Raw genomic sequence first — 21,402 nt, forward strand, 5'->3', positions numbered from 1 at the left:
CTAGTGGAGCAGATACAAAAAAAGAAACTTCTCATAGTAGATGATTCTGCTTTTATGCGAAAACTAATTACGGATTTTTTTGCCGATAGTAAACTTATTGAAGTTGTAGGAATTGCTCGAAATGGAAAAGATGCTATTCAAAAAATAAAGTCTCTTCAACCAGATGTAGTGACGATGGATGTTGAAATGCCTGTAATGAACGGTTTAGATGCTTTAAAAGAAATCATGGCAAAAACACCAGTTGCAATTGTTATGCTCTCAAGTACAACTCAAAAAGGGACTGAAAGTACTCTCCTCGCGATGGAATATGGGGCTGTAGACTTTGTTGCAAAGCCAAGCGGTACAATCTCTTTAGATTTACATAAAATAAAAGAAGAATTAGTAGTAAAAGTTGAAAACGCAGCGAATGTATCGATTACAAAAATGAAAAGGCCACAGCTTGTAACCGAGAAATCTTTTATTTTTTCTGAAGTTTCTAAAGCTACAAAACCTAGTATTCCAATAACATCCAAACGGCAGAATTGGAATAAGCAAAAAAAGAAAATGGTGCTAATTGGTACTTCAACTGGTGGTCCTCGAGCACTTCAAGAAGTTATTACAAAGCTTCCTAAGAATATTCAAGCTCCAGTACTAATCGTGCAACATATGCCTGCTGGCTTTACAAAATCGCTAGCTGTAAGGCTGAATCAGTTATCTGAAATAGAAGTGAAAGAAGCCGAAAATGGAGATATTTTAAGAAATGGTTATGCTTATATTGCTCCAGGTGGTTATCATTTGCGCCTAAATAAAATGGGAAATGACTATACCATTGTTTTAGATAATATAGAACCTCCGAGAGCGGGACATAGACCATCTGTGGATGTGTTATTTGAAGATAATAGTAGGTATAACGATTTTGATAAAATAGCAGTCATTATGACAGGAATGGGCTCAGATGGTTCATCTGGACTCCGAAAGTTAGGAGAAAGCGGAAATGTTGTGGCTATTGCGGAATCCGCTAATACTTGCATTGTATATGGTATGCCAAAAGCTGCTATAGAAACTAACTTAGTGAACGAAGTAGTAGATTTAGAAAATATCACACAAGCAATTTTACAATACTTGCCTTAAAGGGGTGTTTATTCATGGATACAAATCAATATTTAGAAATGTTTATAGAAGAAAGTAAAGAACATTTGCAAGCTTGCAATGAACATTTATTGGAACTAGAGAAAAATCCATCAGACATTGCAATTGTAAATGAGGTTTTTCGTTCTGCTCATACATTAAAAGGTATGTCGGCTACTATGGGTTATGAAGATATAGCTAATTTAACACATAAAATGGAAAACGTTTTAGACTTAATTCGAAATAATAAATTACATGTGACTGCCGAATTATTAGATGTAGTTTTTATTGCGGTTGATCAATTAGAAGAAATGGTATTAGATATAGCGGCAGGTGGAAAAGGAAAGTTAGACGTAACAGATACAGTACAAAAATTACATGTGATTGAAACTGGTGAGGTAGTTCCAGTTGCAGCAACTACAGTTGAAACAATAGTAGAAACTGAAGTTACGCAAGAAAACTGGCTTTCATATGATGATTACGACCTTACAGTAATTCAGCAATCATTTGAACAAGATTATCAAACATATGAGATATCTGTACAACTTCGAGAAGATTGTCTTTTAAAGGCTGCCCGTGTATACATGGTATTTGAATTACTGGAAAAAATGGGAGAAGTTATTAAGTCTTCACCTTCTGTTGAAAAGCTTGAGGATGAACAGTTTGATAATACATTCTATATTGCTTTAGTAACATCAGAACCGAAAGATGATGTACAAAAGAAACTTCTAAAAGTTTCAGAAGTTACAGAAGTTAAAGTTAATTCTGTGACAATAGATCAGTTGAAAAACCGTCAAAATGATGCTCTAAACAAAGTTGAATCTCAAGAATTGGCAATACAAAAAGAAGAAACAGATAAAAGTGAAGAATCTAAATCTACACCTGCAGAAAAGTCAGGGTCAACTAAAGCCAATCAAACTGCAGGAAACAAGACGATTCGTGTCAATATTGAGCGATTAGATATATTGATGAATTTATTTGAAGAGTTAGTCATAGATCGAGGACGTCTTCAATCTATTTCAGAAGAACTTCATAATAGTGAGTTAGATGAGACTGTTGAACGGATGTCAAGAATTACTGGCGACCTTCAGAATATTATATTAAACATGCGAATGGTACCTGTCGAAACAGTATTTAATCGTTTTCCACGAATGGTGCGTCAACTAGCTAGAGATTTAAATAAAAAAATTAATCTTGAAGTAATTGGTGCCGATACTGAACTTGATCGAACAGTAATAGATGAAATAGGGGATCCACTTGTCCACCTAATTCGAAACTCATTAGATCATGGTGTGGAAAGCCCTGAAATTCGAAAAGCAAACGGTAAACCCGAAGAAGGTACTGTTGTGCTTAGAGCTTACCATAGCGGAAATCATGTCTTTATCGAAATTGAAGACGATGGAGCTGGCGTAAACCGTCAAAAAGTTCTTAAAAAGGCTATTTCAAAAGGACTTGTTACTGAAGAAGTAGCTTCAACATTGACCGACAAGCAAGTAGCAGAATTTATTTTATCTTCCGGTTTTTCTACTGCTGATGTAATTTCAGATGTTTCTGGTCGTGGAGTTGGTTTAGATGTTGTGAAAACAACGATTGAATCACTTGGAGGAACAATTGATATATCTTCAACAGAAGGAAAAGGTTCGTTGTTTTCAATTCAATTACCTTTAACTTTATCAATTATTTCTGTCATGTTAGTAGAGCTTAGTGAAGAGATCTATGCAATTCCGCTATCTTCTATTATTGAGACAGCCATTATTAGATCATCTGATATTTTAAATGCACACAATCAAAAAGTTATAGATTTCCGCGGAAAAGTAGTTCCATTAGTATTTTTAGAAGATGTATTCGATGTACCAAGAGAAAGTAATGAGGAAGAGTTCCACTCAGTTGTTCTTGTACGTAAAGGTGATAAACTAGCTGGATTAGTAGTTGACTCGTTTATTGGACAACAAGAAATTGTATTAAAATCACTTGGAGAATACTTATCAAGTGTGTTTGCAATTTCAGGAGCAACTATTTTAGGAAATGGTCAAGTAGCTCTAATTGTTGACTGCAATGCATTGATAATATAAGGGAAATACTCTTGGAAGGATGCGTAAACTATATGACAGAAGCCGTAGAACTTAAAAGTGTAAAAGTAGTAGTTTTTCAATTAGCAGAGAAAGAATATGTAATTCCTGTGAGTCAAGTGCAGGGTATAGAAAAATTAATTCATATTACACGTGTTCCAAAAACACCCTCTTATGTTAAAGGAGTGATTAACTTAAGAGGTGTAGTAACACCTATTATAGATTTAAAAAATCGTTTTGGGCTTGGTGAAAGTGAATTAAATGAGTCTTCGCGAATTATTATTATCACGTTAGAAAATATGAATGTTGGAGTTATTGTTGATTCTGCTAACGATGTATTAGATATTCCAACGGATGCTATTGAACCACAACCAGAAGTAGTTGGAGGATTAGAACAAGACTTTATCGCCGGTGTAGCAAAATTAGATCGTCGTTTGTTAATACTCCTTCATTTAAATCTAGTGTTAAATCCCGTAAAATCTGGTGTATAAGTTATGTATGAAAAAAGTATCACCTCGATGCATTTAGATGTTTTAAAAGAGATAGGGAACATTGGTGCTGCTCATGCTGCTACATCACTTTCTACTTTACTAAATAAAAAAATAGACATGAAAGTCCCTAAAGTAGAAATGGTTTCTTTTGATGAAATGATGGACCTAGCAGGAGGTCCTGATAGTGTTGTTGCAGGAATATACCTTCGCATTGAAGGAGATGTAACGGGAAGTATGTTTTTTGTTTTGCCTGTAGAACAAGCTAATCGTTTTATAAGAAGATTGGTTCAAGACGATCATTTTGATTTTCAAACGGGAGTCGTTTCTGAGATTGGTGTATCGGCTATGCAAGAACTAGGAAATATTCTTTCCGGTTCTTACTTATCCGCTCTTTCAGATTTCACTCAACTTAATATTTATCCTACCGTACCTGCACTAAGTGTAGATATGGTAGGAGCGATTATCAGTTTTGGATTAGTGGAGGTTTCTCACATAAGCGATTATGTTATTGTAATCGATACAGCTATAAACGAAGAAGATGTACCGAATGAAGAAAGCGTAAGAGGACACTTTTTCTTATTACCAGATCCTGAATCATTCGAAGCTATTTTTAATGCATTAGGAGTAAACTAATATGATTGCACAAGGACAAGTAGTTAAAGTGGGTATTGCGGATATGAATGTTGCAAGACCTCCCGATACAATTCGCACGTCGGGTCTAGGTTCATGTGTTGGTGTTGTACTTTATGATGAAAGATTAAAAATAGCTGGATTAATCCATGTAATGTTACCTGATTCTAGTTTAGGAAGATTAGAGAATATAAATATAGCTAAGTTTGCAGATACAGGAATTCCAGCAATGATTGAACAACTCAAATTAGAAGGTGCGCAGCCGTTTAAGTTACGAGCAAAAATAGCTGGAGGGGCACAAATGTTTCAATTTTCATCAAGCAGGGATACAATGCGAATTGGCCCAAGAAATGTAGAAGCAGTCAAAGAGCAATTAAAAAAATATACAATCCCGATTGTTTCCGAAGATACGGGTGGGAATAGTGGCAGAACAATTGAATTTGATCCGACCACTAGCATGCTACATATACGAACAGTGAACCAAGGAGTGAGAGAAATATAATGGCTGGAACGATTCTTTCAAACTTTTGGGCGGCTCTTTTAGCTTTTAGTATTTATTTTTTTTCAACTTATCCATTTCTTGATGCAAAAAATATATTATTTAATGCAAGTGTAATTGCAATTTTAATATTTTTGATTACATTCATAGCACGAGCTATTATATCCTTTGTAATGGAAAATCATTATGAGACAGAGGATCTTGCATTCATATTAAAGGATGAGGAAGAATCTGAAACAAATCTTTCTTCTGAAGAATATGCAAAAATTGTGAAATCTATGTTGAATGAAAACGAATGAGGAGAGTTCGAATATATTTCGACTCTCCTTTTGTTTGTTAATTTGATATAATTAGAGTATTAATTTGATATATTGGGAAAGGGGGATATTTGTGGTAAAACATAATTCGACAGAAGAACAGCTTCTATGGAAAAACTGGATTGAAAACAAAGATCCTGAGGCAGGAGATTCTTTAATCCGTCAATATACACCTCTCGTTACCTATCATGTACAACGTATTGGTGCAAGCATCCCTAAAAATATATCAAGAGATGAGTTAAAGAGTCTTGGAATGATGGGATTATTTGATGCACTCAATAAGTTTGATTATTCAAGAGACTTGAAGTTTGATACTTATGCTTCGTTCAGAGTAAGAGGAGCAATTATTGATGGCTTAAGAAAGGAAGACTGGCTTCCTAGATCATCACGAGAGAAAGCAAAAAAACTAGAATCAAGAATTGAAGAATTAGAACAAAGATTAATGAGACATGTAACAGCTGACGAAATTGCAGATTATGTAGAAATTCCTGTAGAAGAAGTATATCAAACAGTTCAGGAACATTTTTTTTCGAATGTATTGTCTATTGATGAACAACTTCAAGATAATGAAGAAATGGAAAACAAATCATTCGTAATCAGAGATGATTCACAGAAAACGCCAGAACAAAAAATGGTCAAACAAGAATTACTCCAAGACCTTGTCGAACAAATTAATATGCTCAATGAGAATGAACAACTAGTATTAAGTCTTTTTTATACCGAAGAGTTAACATTGACGGTGATAGGTGAAATGCTCAACTTATCCACATCGAGGATTTCACAAATACATTCTAAAGCATTATTTAAACTACGCAAATTATTAGCAAACGAGATGACGAATGTCTAAAGGGGAGAACAAATTATATGAGTTTAAAAGGTGTTGAACTCCAAATTGCAATTCCAAAAACATTCGATGCTGGTAAAGTTGCAGAACAACTTCATCAACAAAGTTCAGTAAATCAATCAAATGCTCAAGCTGCTTCGGATAGACAATTAGAAAAAAATAGAGAAACAGTAACTAAATCAAATAATGCGACAAGCTTAGACGATCATGAACACGAAAATGCAGAACATGATCGTAAAAAACGAGAGAAAAAAGAACAGGAAATGAAAGAAACAAAGCATCCTTTTAAAGGAAATTTTGTGGATTTTAGTGGGTAGGAGCAGTTATGACACCAATTATTTTAGTAATATTATTTTTACTTCAGTTAGTTAGTTTTTATTTGATTACTTTATTGTATGCCAAATTGAATAAATATAAAGATATGGAAAAAAAACAAGAACTAGTTTTAAAAGAAATAGATGATTCGTTCGGAGCTTATATTGCAGAAATGAAAGATGAAAATAATAGACTTATACAAGAGTTGAATAAATCGGAGAAAACATTTATAGCTTCTACACAAGAAGAGATAAAAGAAGAAACTCGTTCTTTTGAAATTCCAAAATCATTTGTATCTAAACAACTTGCAGCAAGTAGTTACTTAAAGACAGTAGCAACAACGGAGAAAAAGATACCTGTAACAATAAAAGAAAAGGTTCTTTTTTATAGTGAAGAAGGAAAAGATATAGATGAAATAGCAAAACTTTTGCAAATTGGAAAAACAGAAGTAGAGCTTTTCTTAAAATTTAAGGATTAAAATAGTTGAAAGATATAAATATGTATGGTATATTACAATACGGTATGAATACACACGCAGTTCGGATGGATTTAGCGGGTGCTCTAGATAATAGAGTAGCTAATGAAAAATGATGAATGCGGAAGACTAAACCAAATCAGGAGGAAATAATCATGTCAGTAATCTCTATGAAACAATTACTTGAGGCTGGTGTACACTTCGGTCACCAAACTCGCCGTTGGAATCCAAAAATGAAAAAATTCATTTTTGTTGAACGTAACGGAATCTACATCATCGATCTTCAAAAAACGGTTAAAAAATTAGAAGAAGCTTATGACTTCATGCGTCAAGTTGGTCAAGACGGTGGGAAAGTTCTATTCGTTGGAACTAAAAAACAAGCTCAAGAAGCTATTAAAGAAGAAGCTGAACGTTCTGGTAACTACTACATCAACCAACGTTGGTTAGGTGGTACTTTAACAAACTTTGGTACTATTCAAAAACGTGTAGCACGTCTAAAAGCTATTGAAAAAATGGAAGAAGACGGTACGTTTGATGTACTTCCTAAAAAAGAAGTTGTTCAACTTAAAAAACAACATGAACGTCTTGTAAAATTCTTAGGCGGTATTCGTGATATGAAAGCTATTCCGGACGTAATGTTTGTAGTTGACCCTCGCAAAGAGCGTATTGCTGTAGCAGAAGCTCGCAAACTAAACATTCCATTAGTAGGAATTGTTGATACAAACTGTGATCCAGATGAAATCGACTATGTAATTCCTGCAAATGATGATGCAATTCGCGCAGTAAAATTATTAACTGCTAAAATGGCGGATGCATTACTTGAAGCAAGACAAGGTGAAGACGAAGAAGTAACTCCAGCTGAAGTTGCTGCTGAGTAAGACACATGTAAGTAACAGGTGATAAGCGGCCAAACCACTTATCACCTTTTTTTGAGAAAATGATTTTATATGTACTAGGAGGAATTTAAAATGGCAGTTACAGCACAAATGGTAAAAGAATTGCGTGAAAAAACTGGCGCAGGTATGATGGATTGTAAAAAAGCTTTAGTAGAAACTGACGGTAATTTAGAAGCAGCAATCGACTTTTTACGTGAAAAAGGTCTTTCTTCTGCAGCTAAAAAAGCAGATCGTATTGCTGCTGAAGGTACTACTTATATCCAAGTTGAAGGAAACAAAGCTATCTTATTAGAAATGAATGCTGAAACAGATTTCGTATCAAAAAACGAAGAGTTCCAACAATTAGTAAAAAAAGTTGCTTCTCATTTATTAGCAACTGAACCAACTTCAGTAGAAGAAGCTCTAGCTTCTACAATCGAAGAAGGAATTACAGTTGAAAACTTAATTTCTAATGCAATTGCTAAAATTGGAGAAAAAATTACACTTCGCCGTTTTGTTGTTGAAACAAAAACAGATGCTGATGCATTTGGTCCATACTTACACATGGGTGGACGTATTGGTGTTCTTACAGTTCTTGAAGGATCAACTGATTCAAACGCAGCGAAAGATGTTGCAATGCATATTGCTGCTTTAAATCCTGCTTTTATTTCACGTGACGAAGTATCTGCTGAACAAGTGGAACATGAGCGTAAAATATTAACAGAACAAGCTTTAAATGAAGGCAAACCAGAAAATATTGTTGCAAAAATGGTAGAAGGCCGTCTTGGTAAATATTTTGAAGATGTTTGTCTACTTGACCAATCTTTCGTTAAAAACCCAGATCAAAAAGTACGCGTTTTTGTTGAATCAACTGGCGGTAACTTAAAATCATTTACTCGTTATGCGGTTGGTGAAGGAATTGAAAAACGTGAAGACAACTTTGCGGAAGAAGTAATGAGCCAAGTTAAAGGTAACTAATAAAAAAGAATGAAAATTTGTCCTATCAAATTTTCGCTAAATAAACAAGAACAACTAGGGAACACGAAATTTGTGTTCCCTATTTTTCAAGAAAAGAGACGGAGGATACCTATGAGTACACCACAATACAAAAGAATCGTTTTAAAACTAAGTGGCGAAGCGTTAGCTGGAGAACAAGGTTTTGGGCTATCACCGGAAATTATTAAATCTGTGGCGGAACAAGTGAAAGAAGTAGTAGAACTTGGAGTTGAAGTTGCAGTAGTAGTAGGTGGAGGCAATATTTGGCGAGGTAAAGTCGGTAGTGAAATGGGAATGGACCGAGCTACAGCTGATTATATGGGAATGCTTGCTACAGTTATGAATTCCCTTGCTTTGCAGGATTCATTGGAAAAAGCAGGCATCGAAACTCGTGTGCAAACTTCCATTGAAATGCGACAAGTTGCAGAACCATACATACGTAGAAAAGCAATTCGTCATTTAGAAAAGAAACGAGTAGTGATTTTTGCAGCTGGTACAGGAAATCCATACTTCTCAACAGATACAACGGCAGCACTTAGAGCTGCTGAAATAGAAGCAGACGTAATTCTGATGGCTAAAAATAATGTAGATGGGGTTTATTCTGCAGATCCTAAAATTGATAATACAGCAGTAAAATATGATGAACTTTCGTTTATTGAAGTGATTCAACAAGGGTTACAGGTGATGGATTCTACTGCGTCTACTTTATGTATGGACAATGATATCGCACTTATTGTATTCTCAATTATGGAAAAAGGAAATATTAAAAAGGCTGTTCTAGGTGAAACTATTGGTACAGTCGTTAGGAGGAATTCATAATGCCGAAACAAGTAGTTGAACAAACAAAAGATAAAATGTCTAAAACGATTTCAGTTTATAGTAGAGAGTTATCAACAATTCGTGCAGGTCGTGCTAGCGCATCTTTGCTTGATAAAATTTCTGTAGATTATTATGGTGCACCAACTCCAATCAATCAAATGGCTGGTATAGCAATTCCTGAAGCACGTTTAATTACTATCCAACCTTATGATAAAACAATTCTTGGAGACATTGAAAAAGCTATCATGAAATCAGATTTAGGCATTACTCCAACAAATGACGGTTCCCTTATACGTATTGCTATACCTGCACTTACGGAAGAACGTCGTAAAGAATTAGTTAAGCAAGTGAAAAAAGAAGCTGAAGAAGCAAAGATTAATATTCGTAACGTTCGCCGTGATGGCAATGATGATCTGAAGAAACTAGAGAAATCTGGTGCAATTACGGAAGATGACTTAAGAAGCTATACAGAAGAAATTCAAAAGCTTACGGATTCAAATATTGAAAAAATCGATGTAATTACAAAAGAAAAAGAAAAAGAGATTATGGAAGTTTAACTCTTTCCTATCAAAGCCGAAACGATAATTACTCGTAGGTAAATCTATCTTAGATCGTGGTAACTAACTAAGATCACTACATGCGGAAGTTTGTAGTAATAGAACCTTTGCGGTAATGTCCGAGCAAGGAACGAACATCCTCATGACAAAAGCTTCAGGTGATTATCACGGGTTTTAAGGAAGTCAATCGTGCAGCCGCGATTCATATCCGGACGTGAGATGTAATTTGATGAATTGAACTTTTCACAAGTAAGAGGCGTCCTTTTAGTGGGACGTCTTTTTACATTCATGAGAAAATAATAATTATTATATAATGATTTTATTTAATCATCTTGAAAGCCTTGCGCTTTTCCAAATTTCAATGAAGTAAAATTAGGTGAAATTTGATATGATAGGATATATATGTTCCGAGTTGGTTTAAAGTGGAGGATTCAGTATGCTAAAAAAACTTATTCGTAAGAATGAACAAACGATAAGTAATGATTTGTTTGAAAGAAAAAAGAAAGCTCAACAAGAAAAACTACCTAACCATGTCGCTATTATTATGGATGGAAATGGAAGATGGGCGAAAAAAAGATCCCTACCACGTATTGCTGGTCACTATGAAGGTATGAAAATAGTGAAAAAAATTACTCGTTTTGCAAATGAATTGGGTATTAAAACGTTAACTCTATATGCTTTTTCGACGGAAAATTGGAAAAGACCCAAGTTAGAGGTAGAATTCTTGATGAAATTACCAGAAGAGTTTTTAGGGACTTATTTACCTGAATTAATTGATCAAAACGTACGTGTGAACATGATGGGAAATATTGAATCATTACCTGAGCATACAAAAAAAGCAGTTAAAAATGCCATAGATCGAACTGCAAGCAATGATGGACTAATTCTGAATTTTGCTTTAAATTATGGAAGCAGGGATGAAATAATACAAGCGGTTCAGAAAATAGCAAGCGATGTACAGGAAGGAATTATTACTTCAGATATTATTTCGGAAGAGCTTTTAGATAGTTATTTAATGACGAAAGATTTAAGTGAACCCGATTTACTTATTCGAACAAGTGGTGAAGTGAGATTAAGTAATTTCATGCTTTGGCAGCTTGCTTATACCGAATTATGGTTTACTGATACTTTGTGGCCAGATTTTGATGAATCTTGTTTGCTTGATGCAATTGAAAGTTTTCAAACAAGAAATAGAAGATATGGCGGTCTTAAGGGGGAAGAGATCAATTGAAACAACGTATCATTACAGGTGCAGTAGCAGCCGCGTTCTTTTTACCTATCGTAATATTAGGTGGAACAGTTTTCAATATATTAATATATCTGATGGCAGCTATTGGATTATTTGAACTTTTAAGAATGAAAGGTATAAAAATATTTTCCTTTGTGGGTCTAATATCTATATTGCTTTTATTTGTTTTATTAATTCCTAATTCAATTGCAGATAATATATTGCAATTAAGTGGACATACAAAAATTGAATGGCTATTTGTAGCAATCTTCTTATTATTAATTTATTCAGTATTTGTTAAAAATCATTTTACATTTGATGATGCTGCATTCGCGATAATGGCCACTTTATATGTTGGAATTGGTTTTTATTATTTTATAGAAACAAGAGAAATTGGATTGACTTATGTAATATTCGCGTTAGTTGTAGTGTGGACAACAGATTCAGGTGCTTATTTTACTGGTAGAAAGTTAGGAAAACGAAAACTTTGGCCAGAAATATCTCCGAACAAAACCGTAGAAGGATTTATAGGAGGAATCATTTGGGCAATAATTGCTGCTCTCATACTACAATGGATAGCCCCATTTAGTTCTTCCTATTTAATATTAATCGGGATAACAATTGCTGCATCTATTTTTGGTCAGTTAGGTGACTTAGTAGAATCGGCTATAAAAAGACATTACGATGTAAAAGACTCTGGCAAAATACTGCCAGGACACGGTGGGATATTAGATCGCTTTGACAGTTTGCTTTTTGTCATTCCGTTATTGCACTTTTTACATTTTGTATAAGGAGAAGACATGAAATTATGACAAAAAGAATAAGTTTATTAGGAGCAACAGGTTCTATTGGAATACAAACATTGGATATAATTAAAGAACATCCAAATCAGTTTCAATTAGTTTCTTTCTCAGCAGGAAAAAATCTAGAAAAAACCAGAACGATTCTGAAGGATTTTCCAGTAGAAGTAGTTTCTGTTGCACTTGAAGAAGACGCTATTCAATTACAAAAGGAATTTCCTAAACTACAAGTTTTTTTTGGTGAAGAGGGTTTGATCCAAGTAGCTGCGAATACGAATGCAAATGTACTTGTGAATGCAGTTCTTGGAAGTGTTGGGCTAAAACCTACATTAGAAGCCATAAAAAAAGGTATAACGATTGCAATTGCAAATAAAGAAACACTTGTCACAGCAGGGCATCTAGTGATGCAAGCAGCAAAAGTGCATAATGTCCCAATATTACCTGTAGATAGCGAGCATTCTGCACTCTTCCAAGCAATGAATGGAGAACAAAAATCCCAAATCGCGAAGCTAATCATCACTGCATCAGGAGGAAGCTTCCGCGACCGAACAAGAGAAGAGCTAAAAAATGTAACTGTAAAAGACGCTCTTAATCATCCAAATTGGTCTATGGGTGCAAAAATAACCATAGATAGTGCAACAATGATGAACAAAGGGTTAGAAGTGATAGAAGCTCATGTATTATTTAATACACCCTATAATGATATTGAGGTTTTATTACATAGAGAGAGTATAATTCATTCCATGGTGGAGTTTAATGATACAAGCGTTATTGCCCAATTAGGCACACCGGATATGCGTGTTCCAATTCAATATGCACTTTCATATCCAGATCGATTGGAGCGCTCTAATGCTAAAAGATTGAATTTAGTAGAGATTGGCAAATTGCACTTTGAAGAAATGAATTATACAAGATATCATGCATTAAAGCTTGCTATCGAAGCAGGGAAAGCAGGAGGAACAATGACAACGGTACTTAATGCAGCAAATGAAGCAGCAGTGTCATTGTTTTTACAAGAAAAAATAGGTTTTTTAACTATTGATGAGCTTATAGAACGTGCGATGACTGAACATGTGAACATCTCCAGTCCAAATTTAGAAACGATCTTGCATGTTGACGCTGAAACAAGAAAAAACGTACAAAACATGATAAAATGAGTATGAATAAAGGACATGTTGTATTAACTTTACTTAACAAATGTCTTTCTGCGACGAGTCTGCGCAGGAGTACTTGTTCTCTACTAAGAATTGCTATAGTGTTTTAGTGCTTTTCTAAATAATCAAGAAAAAAATGGCGCATTGTTTGTTGCTTATGTTAATTGAAGCAATGCATCTAGGTCCAGTCGTAATTGATAATAAAGGTGGGGTATAATGGAAACGGCCATTGCGTTTATAATAATATTTGGTAGTATTGTTTTTTTTCATGAACTTGGACATTTTATCTTTGCTAAAAAAGCAGGAATTATGGTTAGAGAGTTTGCGATTGGAATGGGACCAAAAATTTTTGGTATGACAAAAGGAGAAACGATATATACACTTCGGTTATTACCTATAGGTGGATATGTGCGAATGGCTGGAGAAGATATGGACTCTATCGAACTTCAACCAGGATTTCGTTTAGGTATACATGTAAATAATGAGAATGAAATTGATCAAATTGTATTAAATCAAAATAAGCAATTTCCAGACATGCTTTTCTTAGAAGTTGAGAAATCTGATTTATCTAAAGAGATGTTTATTGAAGGATATGATGAAGAAGAACGTTCCGTGCGATATAAAATAGCTAGAAATGCTGTTATAAATGAAAATGGAAAAGAAACCTACATCGCACCATATGATCGTCAATTTGGTTCTAAAACGGTTGGTCAAAGATCAATGGCAATATTTGCAGGTCCACTTTTCAACTTTATATTATCATTTATCATTTTTTTATTATTAGGTTTGCTCCAAGGGGTACCAACATATGAACCCGTCATTACAACAGTTGTAGCAGATAGTCCTGCTGCACAAGCAGGAATGAAAGATGGAGACTTAGTAACTAAAATTAATGGAAATCCGATTTCAACTTGGGATGAATTGTCTGAGGAAGTCAAGGTTAGTCCAGATAAAAAAATGGATTTTACAGTTGATCGTAATGGGGAATCTTTAGAGTTTACGATGACTCCAAATGCTGTAGAATCTGGAAAAGAAAAAGTAGGGCAAATCGGGGTTCAATATGTCAGTCCTCTCGAAAAAAATCCAATCAAAGCAGTAGCTTTCGGTGCGGAACAAACGTATGATTGGACTAAACGTATATTTACATTACTAGGTTCTTTAATCACTGGTAAATTTTCAATCGATGATTTATCTGGTCCTGTAGGTATTTACAAGGCTACAGAAGAAGTTGCACAATATGGTGTATACAATTTAATGCATTGGGCTGCTATTTTAAGTATTAACTTAGGAATTATGAATTTATTACCACTGCCTGCACTTGATGGTGGTAGACTTTTATTTTTCTTATTTGAAGCAGTCAGAGGGAAACCGGTTGATAAGCAAAAAGAAGGTATGGTTCATTTTGTAGGTATCATGCTCTTAATGGTATTAATGGTAGTAGTAACTTGGAATGATATACAAAGGTTTTTCTTCTAGAGAAAAAACTACAAGAAGGGAAAGTTCGAGTTGAACTTTCCTTTCTTTTTCTGTTATAAGTAGTAAAGAGAGGGGTTCGTTATGATGCAAGATGGCAAAACAAGGATGCATATATTGTTACAACAACTGAATTTAACGGAAGATTTATTCGTTAAACATTTCGAAGATGCCTCTATTACAAGATTTACAGTACATAAAAAAATAAGACAATGGCATTTTCAAATTCATTGTTCTACAATTCTTCCAATTGATATATATAATGTTTTTCACCAACGATTAGTAGAAAGGTTTACTGGCATAGCAAGTGTGTATTTAACTATTGAAAGTGAAAGCACCGCTGTTTCGGATGTTCAAATAAAAGCATACTGGATGCCTGTAATGAAGGAATTAAGTGATATGGCTCCACCTCTTAAGGAATTGTTGCTTAAACAACAACCTGAGTGGAATGGTCAGATGATCCAACTTACATGTGGACATGAGCTTGAACTTCGAACATTTAAAAAGAAATATGTGGAGCAGTTAGCCGATACTTATGCGAAATTTGGTTTCCCAAAAATGGCAATAGATTTCAAACTAGTAGAAGATACACAAGCACTGGCTGAAGCACAGCTAGCTTTTTTGGAACAAAGGAAATTAGAAGAGGAAGAACTGGGGAAAAAAGCATTAGTAGATCTACAAAAAAGAGAGCAAGATCGGCAAGAAAGTGGGTCAGATGGAGCGGCAGATGGACCTTTCCAACTCGGAATCCCGCTTAAAAAAGAAGAGCCGATCATGGAAATCCGTCAAATTCAAGATGAAGAGCGCCGAGTAACTATTGAAGGATTTGTATTCGATGTAGAAGTAAAAGAATTACGAAGTGGAAGATCTCTTCTAACGGTGAAGATAACCGATTACACAGATTCAATACTGGTTAAAATGTTCTCACGTGATAAAGAAGACGCACAAATGATGGAACGATTGAAAAAAGGTATGTGGATTAAGGTAAGAGGATCTGTACAAAATGATACATTCGTTCGTGATTTGATCATTATGGCTCAAGATATGTGTGAGATAAATCCGGTAGTACGTTTAGACACAGCAGATCAAAAAAGAGTAGAATTGCATCTACATACACCAATGAGTCAAATGGATGCTGTTTCATCAGTTTCTGCTCTTGTATCTCAAGCAGCAAAATGGGGTCATAAAGCAATAGCCATTACAGATCATGCTAATGTTCAATCATTTCCGGAAGCATATGCAGCTGGCAAAAAGAACGGAATAAAAATTTTATATGGACTTGAAGCAAATCTAGTTCATGATGGAGTTCCAATTGCTTACGATGAACAGCATATTTTGCTGGATGATGCGACGTATATTGTATTCGATGTTGAGACGACTGGTTTATCTGCTACGTATGACAAAATTATCGAACTTGCAGCAGTCAAATTGCAAAATGGTAATATAATTGATAAGTTCGAGCGGTTTGTAAATCCCCATCATGCACTATCTGCAACAACTATTGAACTTACAGGTATTACAGATGATATGGTTCGTAATGCTCCAGAGATTGAATCGGTCATTAAAGATTTTTATGAATTCATTGGTGATGGAATAATAGTTGCACATAATGCCTCTTTCGATATGGGCTTTTTATATGAGGGTTATCGAAGATGTAGTATTGACCACTTTACACATCCAGTGATTGATACATTAGAGCTTGCAAGATTTTTACATCCGGAGTTAAAAACGCATCGTTTAGGTTCGTTAGCTAAAAAGTTTAATATTGAGTTAACACAAGCTCACCGAGCAATCTTTGATTGTGAAGCAACTGCATATTTACTTATGCATTTATTAAAGGAATCAGAAGAAAAAAATATTCATTACTTGGATGATTTTAATAAACATATCGGCGAAGGTGATTCTTATAAAAGAGCAAGACCGTCCCACTGTACAATTTTGGCAGTAAATGACGAAGGGTTAAAAAACTTATTTAAATTAGTATCACTTTCTCACACTTCTACTTTTTATAGAGTCCCTCGTATTACAAGATCGACTTTACAAAAGCATCGTGCTGGATTAATAATAGGTTCTGCCTGCGATAAAGGGGAAGTATTTGAAGGATTAATGCAAAAACCTTTAGAACAAGTGGAGGAAATTGCAAGGTTTTATGATTATTTAGAGATCCAACCAAAAGAAGCTTATTCACACCTACTGGAATTAGAGTTAGTGAGAGATGAATGGAACTTAGAAGATATTATTCGAAAAATGATTAAATTAGGGAAAAAATTAAATCTGCCAGTTGTAGCAACAGGAAATGTGCATTATTTACATGAAAATGATGCGATATTCAGAAAAATATTAGTGAACTCTCAAGGTGGTGCTAATCCTCTAAATCGCCATGAGCTACCTAAAGTACATTTCCGAACAACTAATGAAATGTTAGATGCTTTCTCTTTCTTAGGAGAAGAATTAGCTACTGAGATTGTTGTGACTAATCCACAAAAAATTGCTGACTCAATTGACGATATTAAACCAATTAAAGATGATTTATATACACCTAAAATTGAAGGTGCAGATGAAGAAGTTAGATCGTTAACATATGCTAAAGGAAGAGAAATCTATGGAGAAGATCTTCCGGAAATTGTAGAGGCCAGAATTGAAAAAGAATTAGCTTCTATTATTGGACATGGGTTTGCAGTTATTTACTTGATTTCACATAAACTAGTGAAGAAGTCTCTAGATGATGGATATTTAGTGGGGTCACGTGGTTCAGTTGGTTCTTCATTAGTTGCAACCTTAACGGAGATTACGGAAGTTAATCCATTACCTCCACATTATGTTTGTCCAAGTTGTAAGCATTCTGAGTTTTTTCAGGATGGCTCTGTAGGATCAGGGTTTGACTTGCCAAATAAAAACTGTGTGAAATGTGATACTCCTTATGTAAAAGATGGACAAGATATCCCTTTTGAAACATTCTTAGGTTTTAAGGGAGATAAAGTTCCAGATATAGACTTAAACTTTAGTGGTGAGTATCAGCCGACTGCACATAATTATACGAAAGAGCTTTTTGGAGAAGATTATGTATTCCGAGCAGGAACAATTGGAACTGTTGCAGAAAAAACTGCTTATGGGTATGTAAGAGGGTATACGAATGATAATAACTTAACATTACGTGGGGCGGAAATTGATCGATTAGTGCAAGGGTGTACTGGAGTAAAGAGAACAACAGGTCAGCATCCAGGGGGAATTATTGTAGTTCCTGACTATATGGATATCTTTGATTTTACGCCTATACAGTTCCCAGCAGATGCACAAGATTCTGAGTGGAAAACTACTCATTTTGACTTCCATTCGATACATGATAATTTATTGAAACTCGATATCCTTGGACATGATGATCCAACAGTTATTCGAATGCTTCAGGATCTATCGGGGATTGATCCAAAAACAATTCCAACAGATGACCCGGAAGTGATGAAAATATTTAGTGGCACAGAATCTCTTGGAGTAACAGAGGAACAAATCGATTGTAAAACAGGTACACTAGGTATTCCAGAGTTTGGTACTCGTTTTGTTCGTCAAATGTTGGAAGAAACCAAACCTTCGACATTCATGGAACTTGTTCAAATTTCGGGTCTTTCTCATGGAACTGATGTATGGCTTGGGAATGCGCAAGTACTTATTCAAGATGGAACATGTCAATTGTCGGATGTTATTGGATGTCGTGATGATATTATGGTTTATTTAATATATCAAGGTCTTGAACCATCGTTAGCGTTTAAGATAATGGAATCTGTTCGAAAAGGAAAAGGATTAAGTCCAGAGTTTGAGGCTGAGATGAAAAAAGAAGGCGTGCCAAATTGGTATATAGAATCTTGTAAAAAGATTAAATACATGTTCCCAAAAGCCCATGCGGCTGCTTATGTATTAATGGCTGTTCGAATTGCATATTTCAAGGTACATTTCCCAATTCTATATTATGCAGCATATTTAACAGTACGAGCATCAGATTTTGATTTAATTTCCATGATTAATGGTTCACATACTATTCGTGCAAAACTAGATGAAATCAATGCAAAAGGTTTAGATGCCTCGCCTAAAGAAAAGAGTTTAGCAACAGTATTAGAAATTGGACTTGAGATGTCAGAGCGCGGCATTAAAATGCAAAAAGTTGATCTTTATAAATCAAAAGCCAGTGAGTTTACAATTGAAGGAAATACTCTTATCCCACCTTTCAATGCAATACCAGGATTAGGAACAAACGTAGCATTACAAATTGTGAAAGCAAGACTTGATGGGGAGTTTCTGTCGAAAGAGGATTTACAGCAAAGAGGAAAAGTGTCGAAAACAATTATTGAATATATGGACCTAATGGGATGCTTGGAAGGTCTTCCAGATGCCAATCAGCTTTCCTTGTTTTAGGCTAAGAAGATAAAAGCGCTTTTACATGCAGGCGATATCCGTTAGAAGTTAATTGCCAATTCCCAGCGATGGCTGAGGAGCTGCTTCCTGGGCAAGTATAAAGAGAGTCATGTTTAACTTTGCTCAGGATGTGGCGAACTTTGAACACCTACCTTAACCACATTTGCTTGTCGTGGCTAAGCGATGCCTTCCGCATTTCTTCTCAATTTGCAAGAAAATCATTAGTATGGTAATATAAAACTACCAATGTTTCATAGTTCTGTGACGAAAGAGTGGGATTTCCCGCTCTTTTCTGTTGTTATCTAGGAATTATAAAAATTACACTCGTAGAAAATAATCTACAATCATAGAAAATCATTAATGAGTAGGAGGCTCTTATGAGTAATATCACTAGTAAAATTGAAGAGCTTGTAACGCCCATTTTACAAGAGTTAAATTTAGAACTTGTAGATATTGAATATGTGAAAGAAGGTCGCGACTGGTTTTTAAGAATCTATATTGATACACCATCTGGTGGAATAGATATTGAGCAATGTGCTCAAGTTAGTGAAAAGCTAAGTGAAAAATTGGATGTCGTGGATCCAATCACGGAGAATTATTTTTTAGAAGTTTCATCTCCAGGGGCTGAAAGGCCATTGAAAAAAGATGCAGACTTTCTACAAGCAATTGGAAAATATGTATATATTAAAACGTATGAACCGGTAAACGGTGCAAAAGAATTTGAAGGCACATTACTTTCTTATTCTGCCGAAGAGGGTGCTTTAATAGAAGTACGTGTGAAAACAAGAAGAATTAAAATTGAAATTGATAAAGAGAAAATTGCGCTTGCTCGTTTAGCAATTGATTTTTCTGCATAATGTATATTAAGGAGTGATAGCTATGAGTAGTGATTTATTAGATGCGCTTACTGCGCTCGAAAAACAAAAAGGAATTTCTAGAGATGTTTTAATAGAAGCAATTGAAGCTGCTTTAGTGACAGCGTATAAAAGAAACTTTAACCAAGCACAAAATGTTCGTGTAGATATCAATTTAGCTACGGGTACAATGTTAGTTTATTCAAGAAAAGATGTAGTAGATGAAGTGGCAGATGATCGTTTGCAAATCTCTTTAGATGATGCAAAAGTGATAAACCCTCATTATGTAGTTGGGGATATTGTAGAAGAAGAAGTAACACCTCGTAACTTTGGTCGCATTGCTGCTCAAACTGCAAAACAAGTTGTAACACAAAGAGTACGTGAAGCAGAACGTGGTCTTATATATGAAGAGTACGTTGATCGCGAAGACGATATAGTAAACGGAATTGTGGAGCGTTTAGATGCACGTAATATTTACGTTGGCCTAGGTAAAGTTGAGGCAGTGTTACCTGTGAATGAACAAATTCAATCAGAAACATATCGTCCTCATGATCGTATTAAAGTATATATTACGAAAGTAGAACGAACTACACGGGGTCCTCAAGTTTTTGTTTCAAGAACACATCCAGGTTTACTTCGCCGTCTGTTTGAAATGGAAGTTCCTGAAATATTCGAAGGAATTGTTGAAATTAAATCAATTGCTAGAGAAGCGGGAGATCGCTCTAAAATTTCTGTATTTGCCCATAATGAAGAAATTGATCCTGTAGGATCATGTGTTGGGGCAAAAGGTGCTCGTGTTCAAACGATTGTAAATGAATTAAGCGGTGAAAAAATTGATATTGTAGAATGGTCAGAAGATCCAGTAGTTTTCGTTGCGAATGCACTTAGTCCTTCTAAAGTATTAGATGTACAAGTAAACGAAGAAGAAAAATCCACAACCGTAGTGGTTCCAGATTATCAACTTTCTCTAGCTATCGGTAAAAGAGGACAAAATGCTCGTCTTGCTGCCAAATTAACTGGATGGAAAATAGATATTAAAAGTGAAACTGATGCTAGAGAGCTAGGAATTTATCCAAATGAAAATTCTCCTGAAGTAGTATTAGAAAGCTTAGAAGATGAAATGGATGACTTTGACTTTTACAAAGACGAAGAGTAAGCAAAGGATGGTGAGTTTGGATGGCTATTCAAAAGAAAATTCCATTGCGTAAATGCGTTGCTACTGGAGAAATGTTTCCCAAGAAAGAAATGATTCGTATTGTTCGGTCTAAAGAGGGAGAAGTTTCTGTTGACTTGACTGGAAAAAAGTCAGGAAGAGGTGCATATGTTTCTAAAACAATCGATGCAGTTAATAAAGCCAAAAAGAAAAATTCTTTAGGGAATCATTTAGAGGCATCCATTCCAAATGAAATATATGATGAGCTAATCGTTATTATTGAAAGAGAAAAACTAAAATGACAATTGAACAACAAATAACACAACTACTTGGACTTGCTAC

At 35.0% G+C, this 21,402-nt stretch carries 21 protein-coding genes; all 21 read left to right on the forward strand.

Annotated features, from left to right (window positions below; all coding sequences use genetic code 11):
• Positions 1 to 3 precede the first annotated feature (3 nt).
• The 21 genes from ACFVR1_RS02365 to rnpM all read left to right on the forward strand — a co-directional run bounded on the left by ACFVR1_RS02365 (position 4) and on the right by rnpM (position 21,362).
• Positions 4 to 1,110, forward strand: coding sequence for a protein-glutamate methylesterase/protein-glutamine glutaminase (locus ACFVR1_RS02365; protein WP_387579847.1), 1,107 nt, complete (start codon positions 4 to 6; stop codon positions 1,108 to 1,110).
• 14 nt (positions 1,111 to 1,124) lie between these two features.
• Positions 1,125 to 3,179 (forward strand): chemotaxis protein CheW, encoded by a 2,055-nt coding sequence (locus ACFVR1_RS02370; RefSeq protein WP_387579849.1) that lies wholly within the window; start codon positions 1,125 to 1,127, stop codon positions 3,177 to 3,179.
• Positions 3,180 to 3,211: 32 nt separating this feature from the next.
• Complete coding sequence (locus tag ACFVR1_RS02375; protein WP_387579852.1) at positions 3,212 to 3,667, forward strand: chemotaxis protein CheW; 456 nt, start codon at positions 3,212 to 3,214, stop codon at positions 3,665 to 3,667.
• Positions 3,668 to 3,670: 3 nt separating this feature from the next.
• Entirely contained in the window at positions 3,671 to 4,300 is a 630-nt protein-coding gene (locus tag ACFVR1_RS02380; RefSeq protein WP_387579854.1) for a chemotaxis protein CheC, read from the forward strand.
• 1 nt (position 4,301) lies between these two features.
• Positions 4,302 to 4,799, forward strand: coding sequence for a chemotaxis protein CheD (locus tag ACFVR1_RS02385; RefSeq protein WP_387579856.1), 498 nt, complete (start codon positions 4,302 to 4,304; stop codon positions 4,797 to 4,799).
• Positions 4,799 to 5,095, forward strand: coding sequence for a hypothetical protein (locus tag ACFVR1_RS02390; RefSeq protein WP_387579860.1), 297 nt, complete (start codon positions 4,799 to 4,801; stop codon positions 5,093 to 5,095). The genes ACFVR1_RS02385 and ACFVR1_RS02390 overlap by 1 nt, the downstream gene beginning before the upstream one ends.
• 91 nt (positions 5,096 to 5,186) lie before the next feature.
• The gene (locus tag ACFVR1_RS02395) at positions 5,187 to 5,960 is read left to right on the forward strand and encodes a FliA/WhiG family RNA polymerase sigma factor (RefSeq protein WP_387579863.1); all 774 of its coding nucleotides are present in this window, start codon (positions 5,187 to 5,189) and stop codon (positions 5,958 to 5,960) included.
• A 17-nt stretch (positions 5,961 to 5,977) separates the two neighbouring features.
• Positions 5,978 to 6,274, forward strand: a complete 297-nt coding sequence (locus tag ACFVR1_RS02400) for an RNA polymerase subunit sigma (RefSeq protein ID WP_387579865.1) — start codon at positions 5,978 to 5,980, stop codon at positions 6,272 to 6,274.
• A gap of 8 nt (positions 6,275 to 6,282) precedes the next feature.
• Complete coding sequence (locus ACFVR1_RS02405; protein ID WP_387579870.1) at positions 6,283 to 6,750, forward strand: DUF6115 domain-containing protein; 468 nt, start codon at positions 6,283 to 6,285, stop codon at positions 6,748 to 6,750.
• A 152-nt stretch (positions 6,751 to 6,902) separates the two neighbouring features.
• Positions 6,903 to 7,625: a 30S ribosomal protein S2 gene (gene rpsB / locus ACFVR1_RS02410; RefSeq protein WP_387579872.1), complete on the forward strand. Its 723-nt coding sequence runs from the start codon at positions 6,903 to 6,905 to the stop codon at positions 7,623 to 7,625.
• Between the two features lie 90 nt (positions 7,626 to 7,715).
• The gene (gene tsf, locus ACFVR1_RS02415) at positions 7,716 to 8,600 is read left to right on the forward strand and encodes a translation elongation factor Ts (RefSeq protein ID WP_387579874.1); all 885 of its coding nucleotides are present in this window, start codon (positions 7,716 to 7,718) and stop codon (positions 8,598 to 8,600) included.
• A 111-nt stretch (positions 8,601 to 8,711) separates the two neighbouring features.
• Entirely contained in the window at positions 8,712 to 9,437 is a 726-nt protein-coding gene (gene pyrH / locus ACFVR1_RS02420) for a UMP kinase (RefSeq protein WP_387579877.1), read from the forward strand.
• Positions 9,437 to 9,994, forward strand: a complete 558-nt coding sequence (gene frr, locus ACFVR1_RS02425; protein ID WP_387579880.1) for a ribosome recycling factor — start codon at positions 9,437 to 9,439, stop codon at positions 9,992 to 9,994. Before pyrH ends, frr begins: the two co-directional genes overlap by 1 nt.
• Before the next feature lie 436 nt (positions 9,995 to 10,430).
• Positions 10,431 to 11,225 (forward strand): undecaprenyl pyrophosphate synthase, encoded by a 795-nt coding sequence (locus tag ACFVR1_RS02430; protein WP_387579882.1) that lies wholly within the window; start codon positions 10,431 to 10,433, stop codon positions 11,223 to 11,225.
• Positions 11,222 to 12,013, forward strand: a complete 792-nt coding sequence (locus ACFVR1_RS02435; RefSeq protein ID WP_387579884.1) for a phosphatidate cytidylyltransferase — start codon at positions 11,222 to 11,224, stop codon at positions 12,011 to 12,013. The genes ACFVR1_RS02430 and ACFVR1_RS02435 overlap by 4 nt, the downstream gene beginning before the upstream one ends.
• A gap of 17 nt (positions 12,014 to 12,030) precedes the next feature.
• Positions 12,031 to 13,179: a 1-deoxy-D-xylulose-5-phosphate reductoisomerase gene (locus ACFVR1_RS02440; protein ID WP_387579886.1), complete on the forward strand. Its 1,149-nt coding sequence runs from the start codon at positions 12,031 to 12,033 to the stop codon at positions 13,177 to 13,179.
• A gap of 213 nt (positions 13,180 to 13,392) precedes the next feature.
• Positions 13,393 to 14,652: an RIP metalloprotease RseP gene (gene rseP / locus ACFVR1_RS02445; RefSeq protein ID WP_387579889.1), complete on the forward strand. Its 1,260-nt coding sequence runs from the start codon at positions 13,393 to 13,395 to the stop codon at positions 14,650 to 14,652.
• 81 nt (positions 14,653 to 14,733) lie between these two features.
• The gene (locus ACFVR1_RS02450; protein WP_387579891.1) at positions 14,734 to 19,053 is read left to right on the forward strand and encodes a PolC-type DNA polymerase III; all 4,320 of its coding nucleotides are present in this window, start codon (positions 14,734 to 14,736) and stop codon (positions 19,051 to 19,053) included.
• A 377-nt stretch (positions 19,054 to 19,430) separates the two neighbouring features.
• On the forward strand, positions 19,431 to 19,910 hold the full coding sequence (gene rimP / locus ACFVR1_RS02455) for a ribosome maturation factor RimP (protein WP_387579893.1): 480 nt from the start codon (positions 19,431 to 19,433) through the stop codon (positions 19,908 to 19,910).
• A gap of 22 nt (positions 19,911 to 19,932) precedes the next feature.
• On the forward strand, positions 19,933 to 21,063 hold the full coding sequence (nusA, locus tag ACFVR1_RS02460) for a transcription termination factor NusA (protein WP_387579895.1): 1,131 nt from the start codon (positions 19,933 to 19,935) through the stop codon (positions 21,061 to 21,063).
• Positions 21,064 to 21,083: 20 nt separating this feature from the next.
• Positions 21,084 to 21,362: an RNase P modulator RnpM gene (gene rnpM / locus ACFVR1_RS02465; RefSeq protein ID WP_387579898.1), complete on the forward strand. Its 279-nt coding sequence runs from the start codon at positions 21,084 to 21,086 to the stop codon at positions 21,360 to 21,362.
• The last annotated feature ends 40 nt before the right edge of the window (positions 21,363 to 21,402 follow it).

This window comes from Psychrobacillus sp. NPDC058041, from assembly GCF_042885655.1.
In the GTDB taxonomy this organism is placed as follows: Bacteria; Bacillota; Bacilli; order Bacillales_A; family Planococcaceae; genus Psychrobacillus.

What these genes read in the sequence shown, in the direction of transcription:
- ACFVR1_RS02370 (WP_387579849.1), top strand. Translation starts at nt 1,125, where the DNA reads ATGGATACAAATCAATATTTAGAAATGTTTATAGAAGAAAGTAAAGAA.
- ACFVR1_RS02375 (WP_387579852.1), top strand. Translation starts at nt 3,212, where the DNA reads ATGACAGAAGCCGTAGAACTTAAAAGTGTAAAAGTAGTAGTTTTTCAA.
- ACFVR1_RS02380 (WP_387579854.1), top strand. Translation starts at nt 3,671, where the DNA reads ATGTATGAAAAAAGTATCACCTCGATGCATTTAGATGTTTTAAAAGAG.
- ACFVR1_RS02385 (WP_387579856.1), top strand. Translation starts at nt 4,302, where the DNA reads ATGATTGCACAAGGACAAGTAGTTAAAGTGGGTATTGCGGATATGAAT.
- ACFVR1_RS02390 (WP_387579860.1), top strand. Translation starts at nt 4,799, where the DNA reads ATGGCTGGAACGATTCTTTCAAACTTTTGGGCGGCTCTTTTAGCTTTT.
- ACFVR1_RS02400 (WP_387579865.1), top strand. Translation starts at nt 5,978, where the DNA reads ATGAGTTTAAAAGGTGTTGAACTCCAAATTGCAATTCCAAAAACATTC.
- ACFVR1_RS02405 (WP_387579870.1), top strand. Translation starts at nt 6,283, where the DNA reads ATGACACCAATTATTTTAGTAATATTATTTTTACTTCAGTTAGTTAGT.
- rpsB (WP_387579872.1), top strand. Translation starts at nt 6,903, where the DNA reads ATGTCAGTAATCTCTATGAAACAATTACTTGAGGCTGGTGTACACTTC.
- tsf (WP_387579874.1), top strand. Translation starts at nt 7,716, where the DNA reads ATGGCAGTTACAGCACAAATGGTAAAAGAATTGCGTGAAAAAACTGGC.
- pyrH (WP_387579877.1), top strand. Translation starts at nt 8,712, where the DNA reads ATGAGTACACCACAATACAAAAGAATCGTTTTAAAACTAAGTGGCGAA.
- frr (WP_387579880.1), top strand. Translation starts at nt 9,437, where the DNA reads ATGCCGAAACAAGTAGTTGAACAAACAAAAGATAAAATGTCTAAAACG.
- ACFVR1_RS02430 (WP_387579882.1), top strand. Translation starts at nt 10,431, where the DNA reads ATGCTAAAAAAACTTATTCGTAAGAATGAACAAACGATAAGTAATGAT.
- ACFVR1_RS02440 (WP_387579886.1), top strand. Translation starts at nt 12,031, where the DNA reads ATGACAAAAAGAATAAGTTTATTAGGAGCAACAGGTTCTATTGGAATA.
- rseP (WP_387579889.1), top strand. Translation starts at nt 13,393, where the DNA reads ATGGAAACGGCCATTGCGTTTATAATAATATTTGGTAGTATTGTTTTT.
- ACFVR1_RS02450 (WP_387579891.1), top strand. Translation starts at nt 14,734, where the DNA reads ATGATGCAAGATGGCAAAACAAGGATGCATATATTGTTACAACAACTG.
- rimP (WP_387579893.1), top strand. Translation starts at nt 19,431, where the DNA reads ATGAGTAATATCACTAGTAAAATTGAAGAGCTTGTAACGCCCATTTTA.
- nusA (WP_387579895.1), top strand. Translation starts at nt 19,933, where the DNA reads ATGAGTAGTGATTTATTAGATGCGCTTACTGCGCTCGAAAAACAAAAA.
- rnpM (WP_387579898.1), top strand. Translation starts at nt 21,084, where the DNA reads ATGGCTATTCAAAAGAAAATTCCATTGCGTAAATGCGTTGCTACTGGA.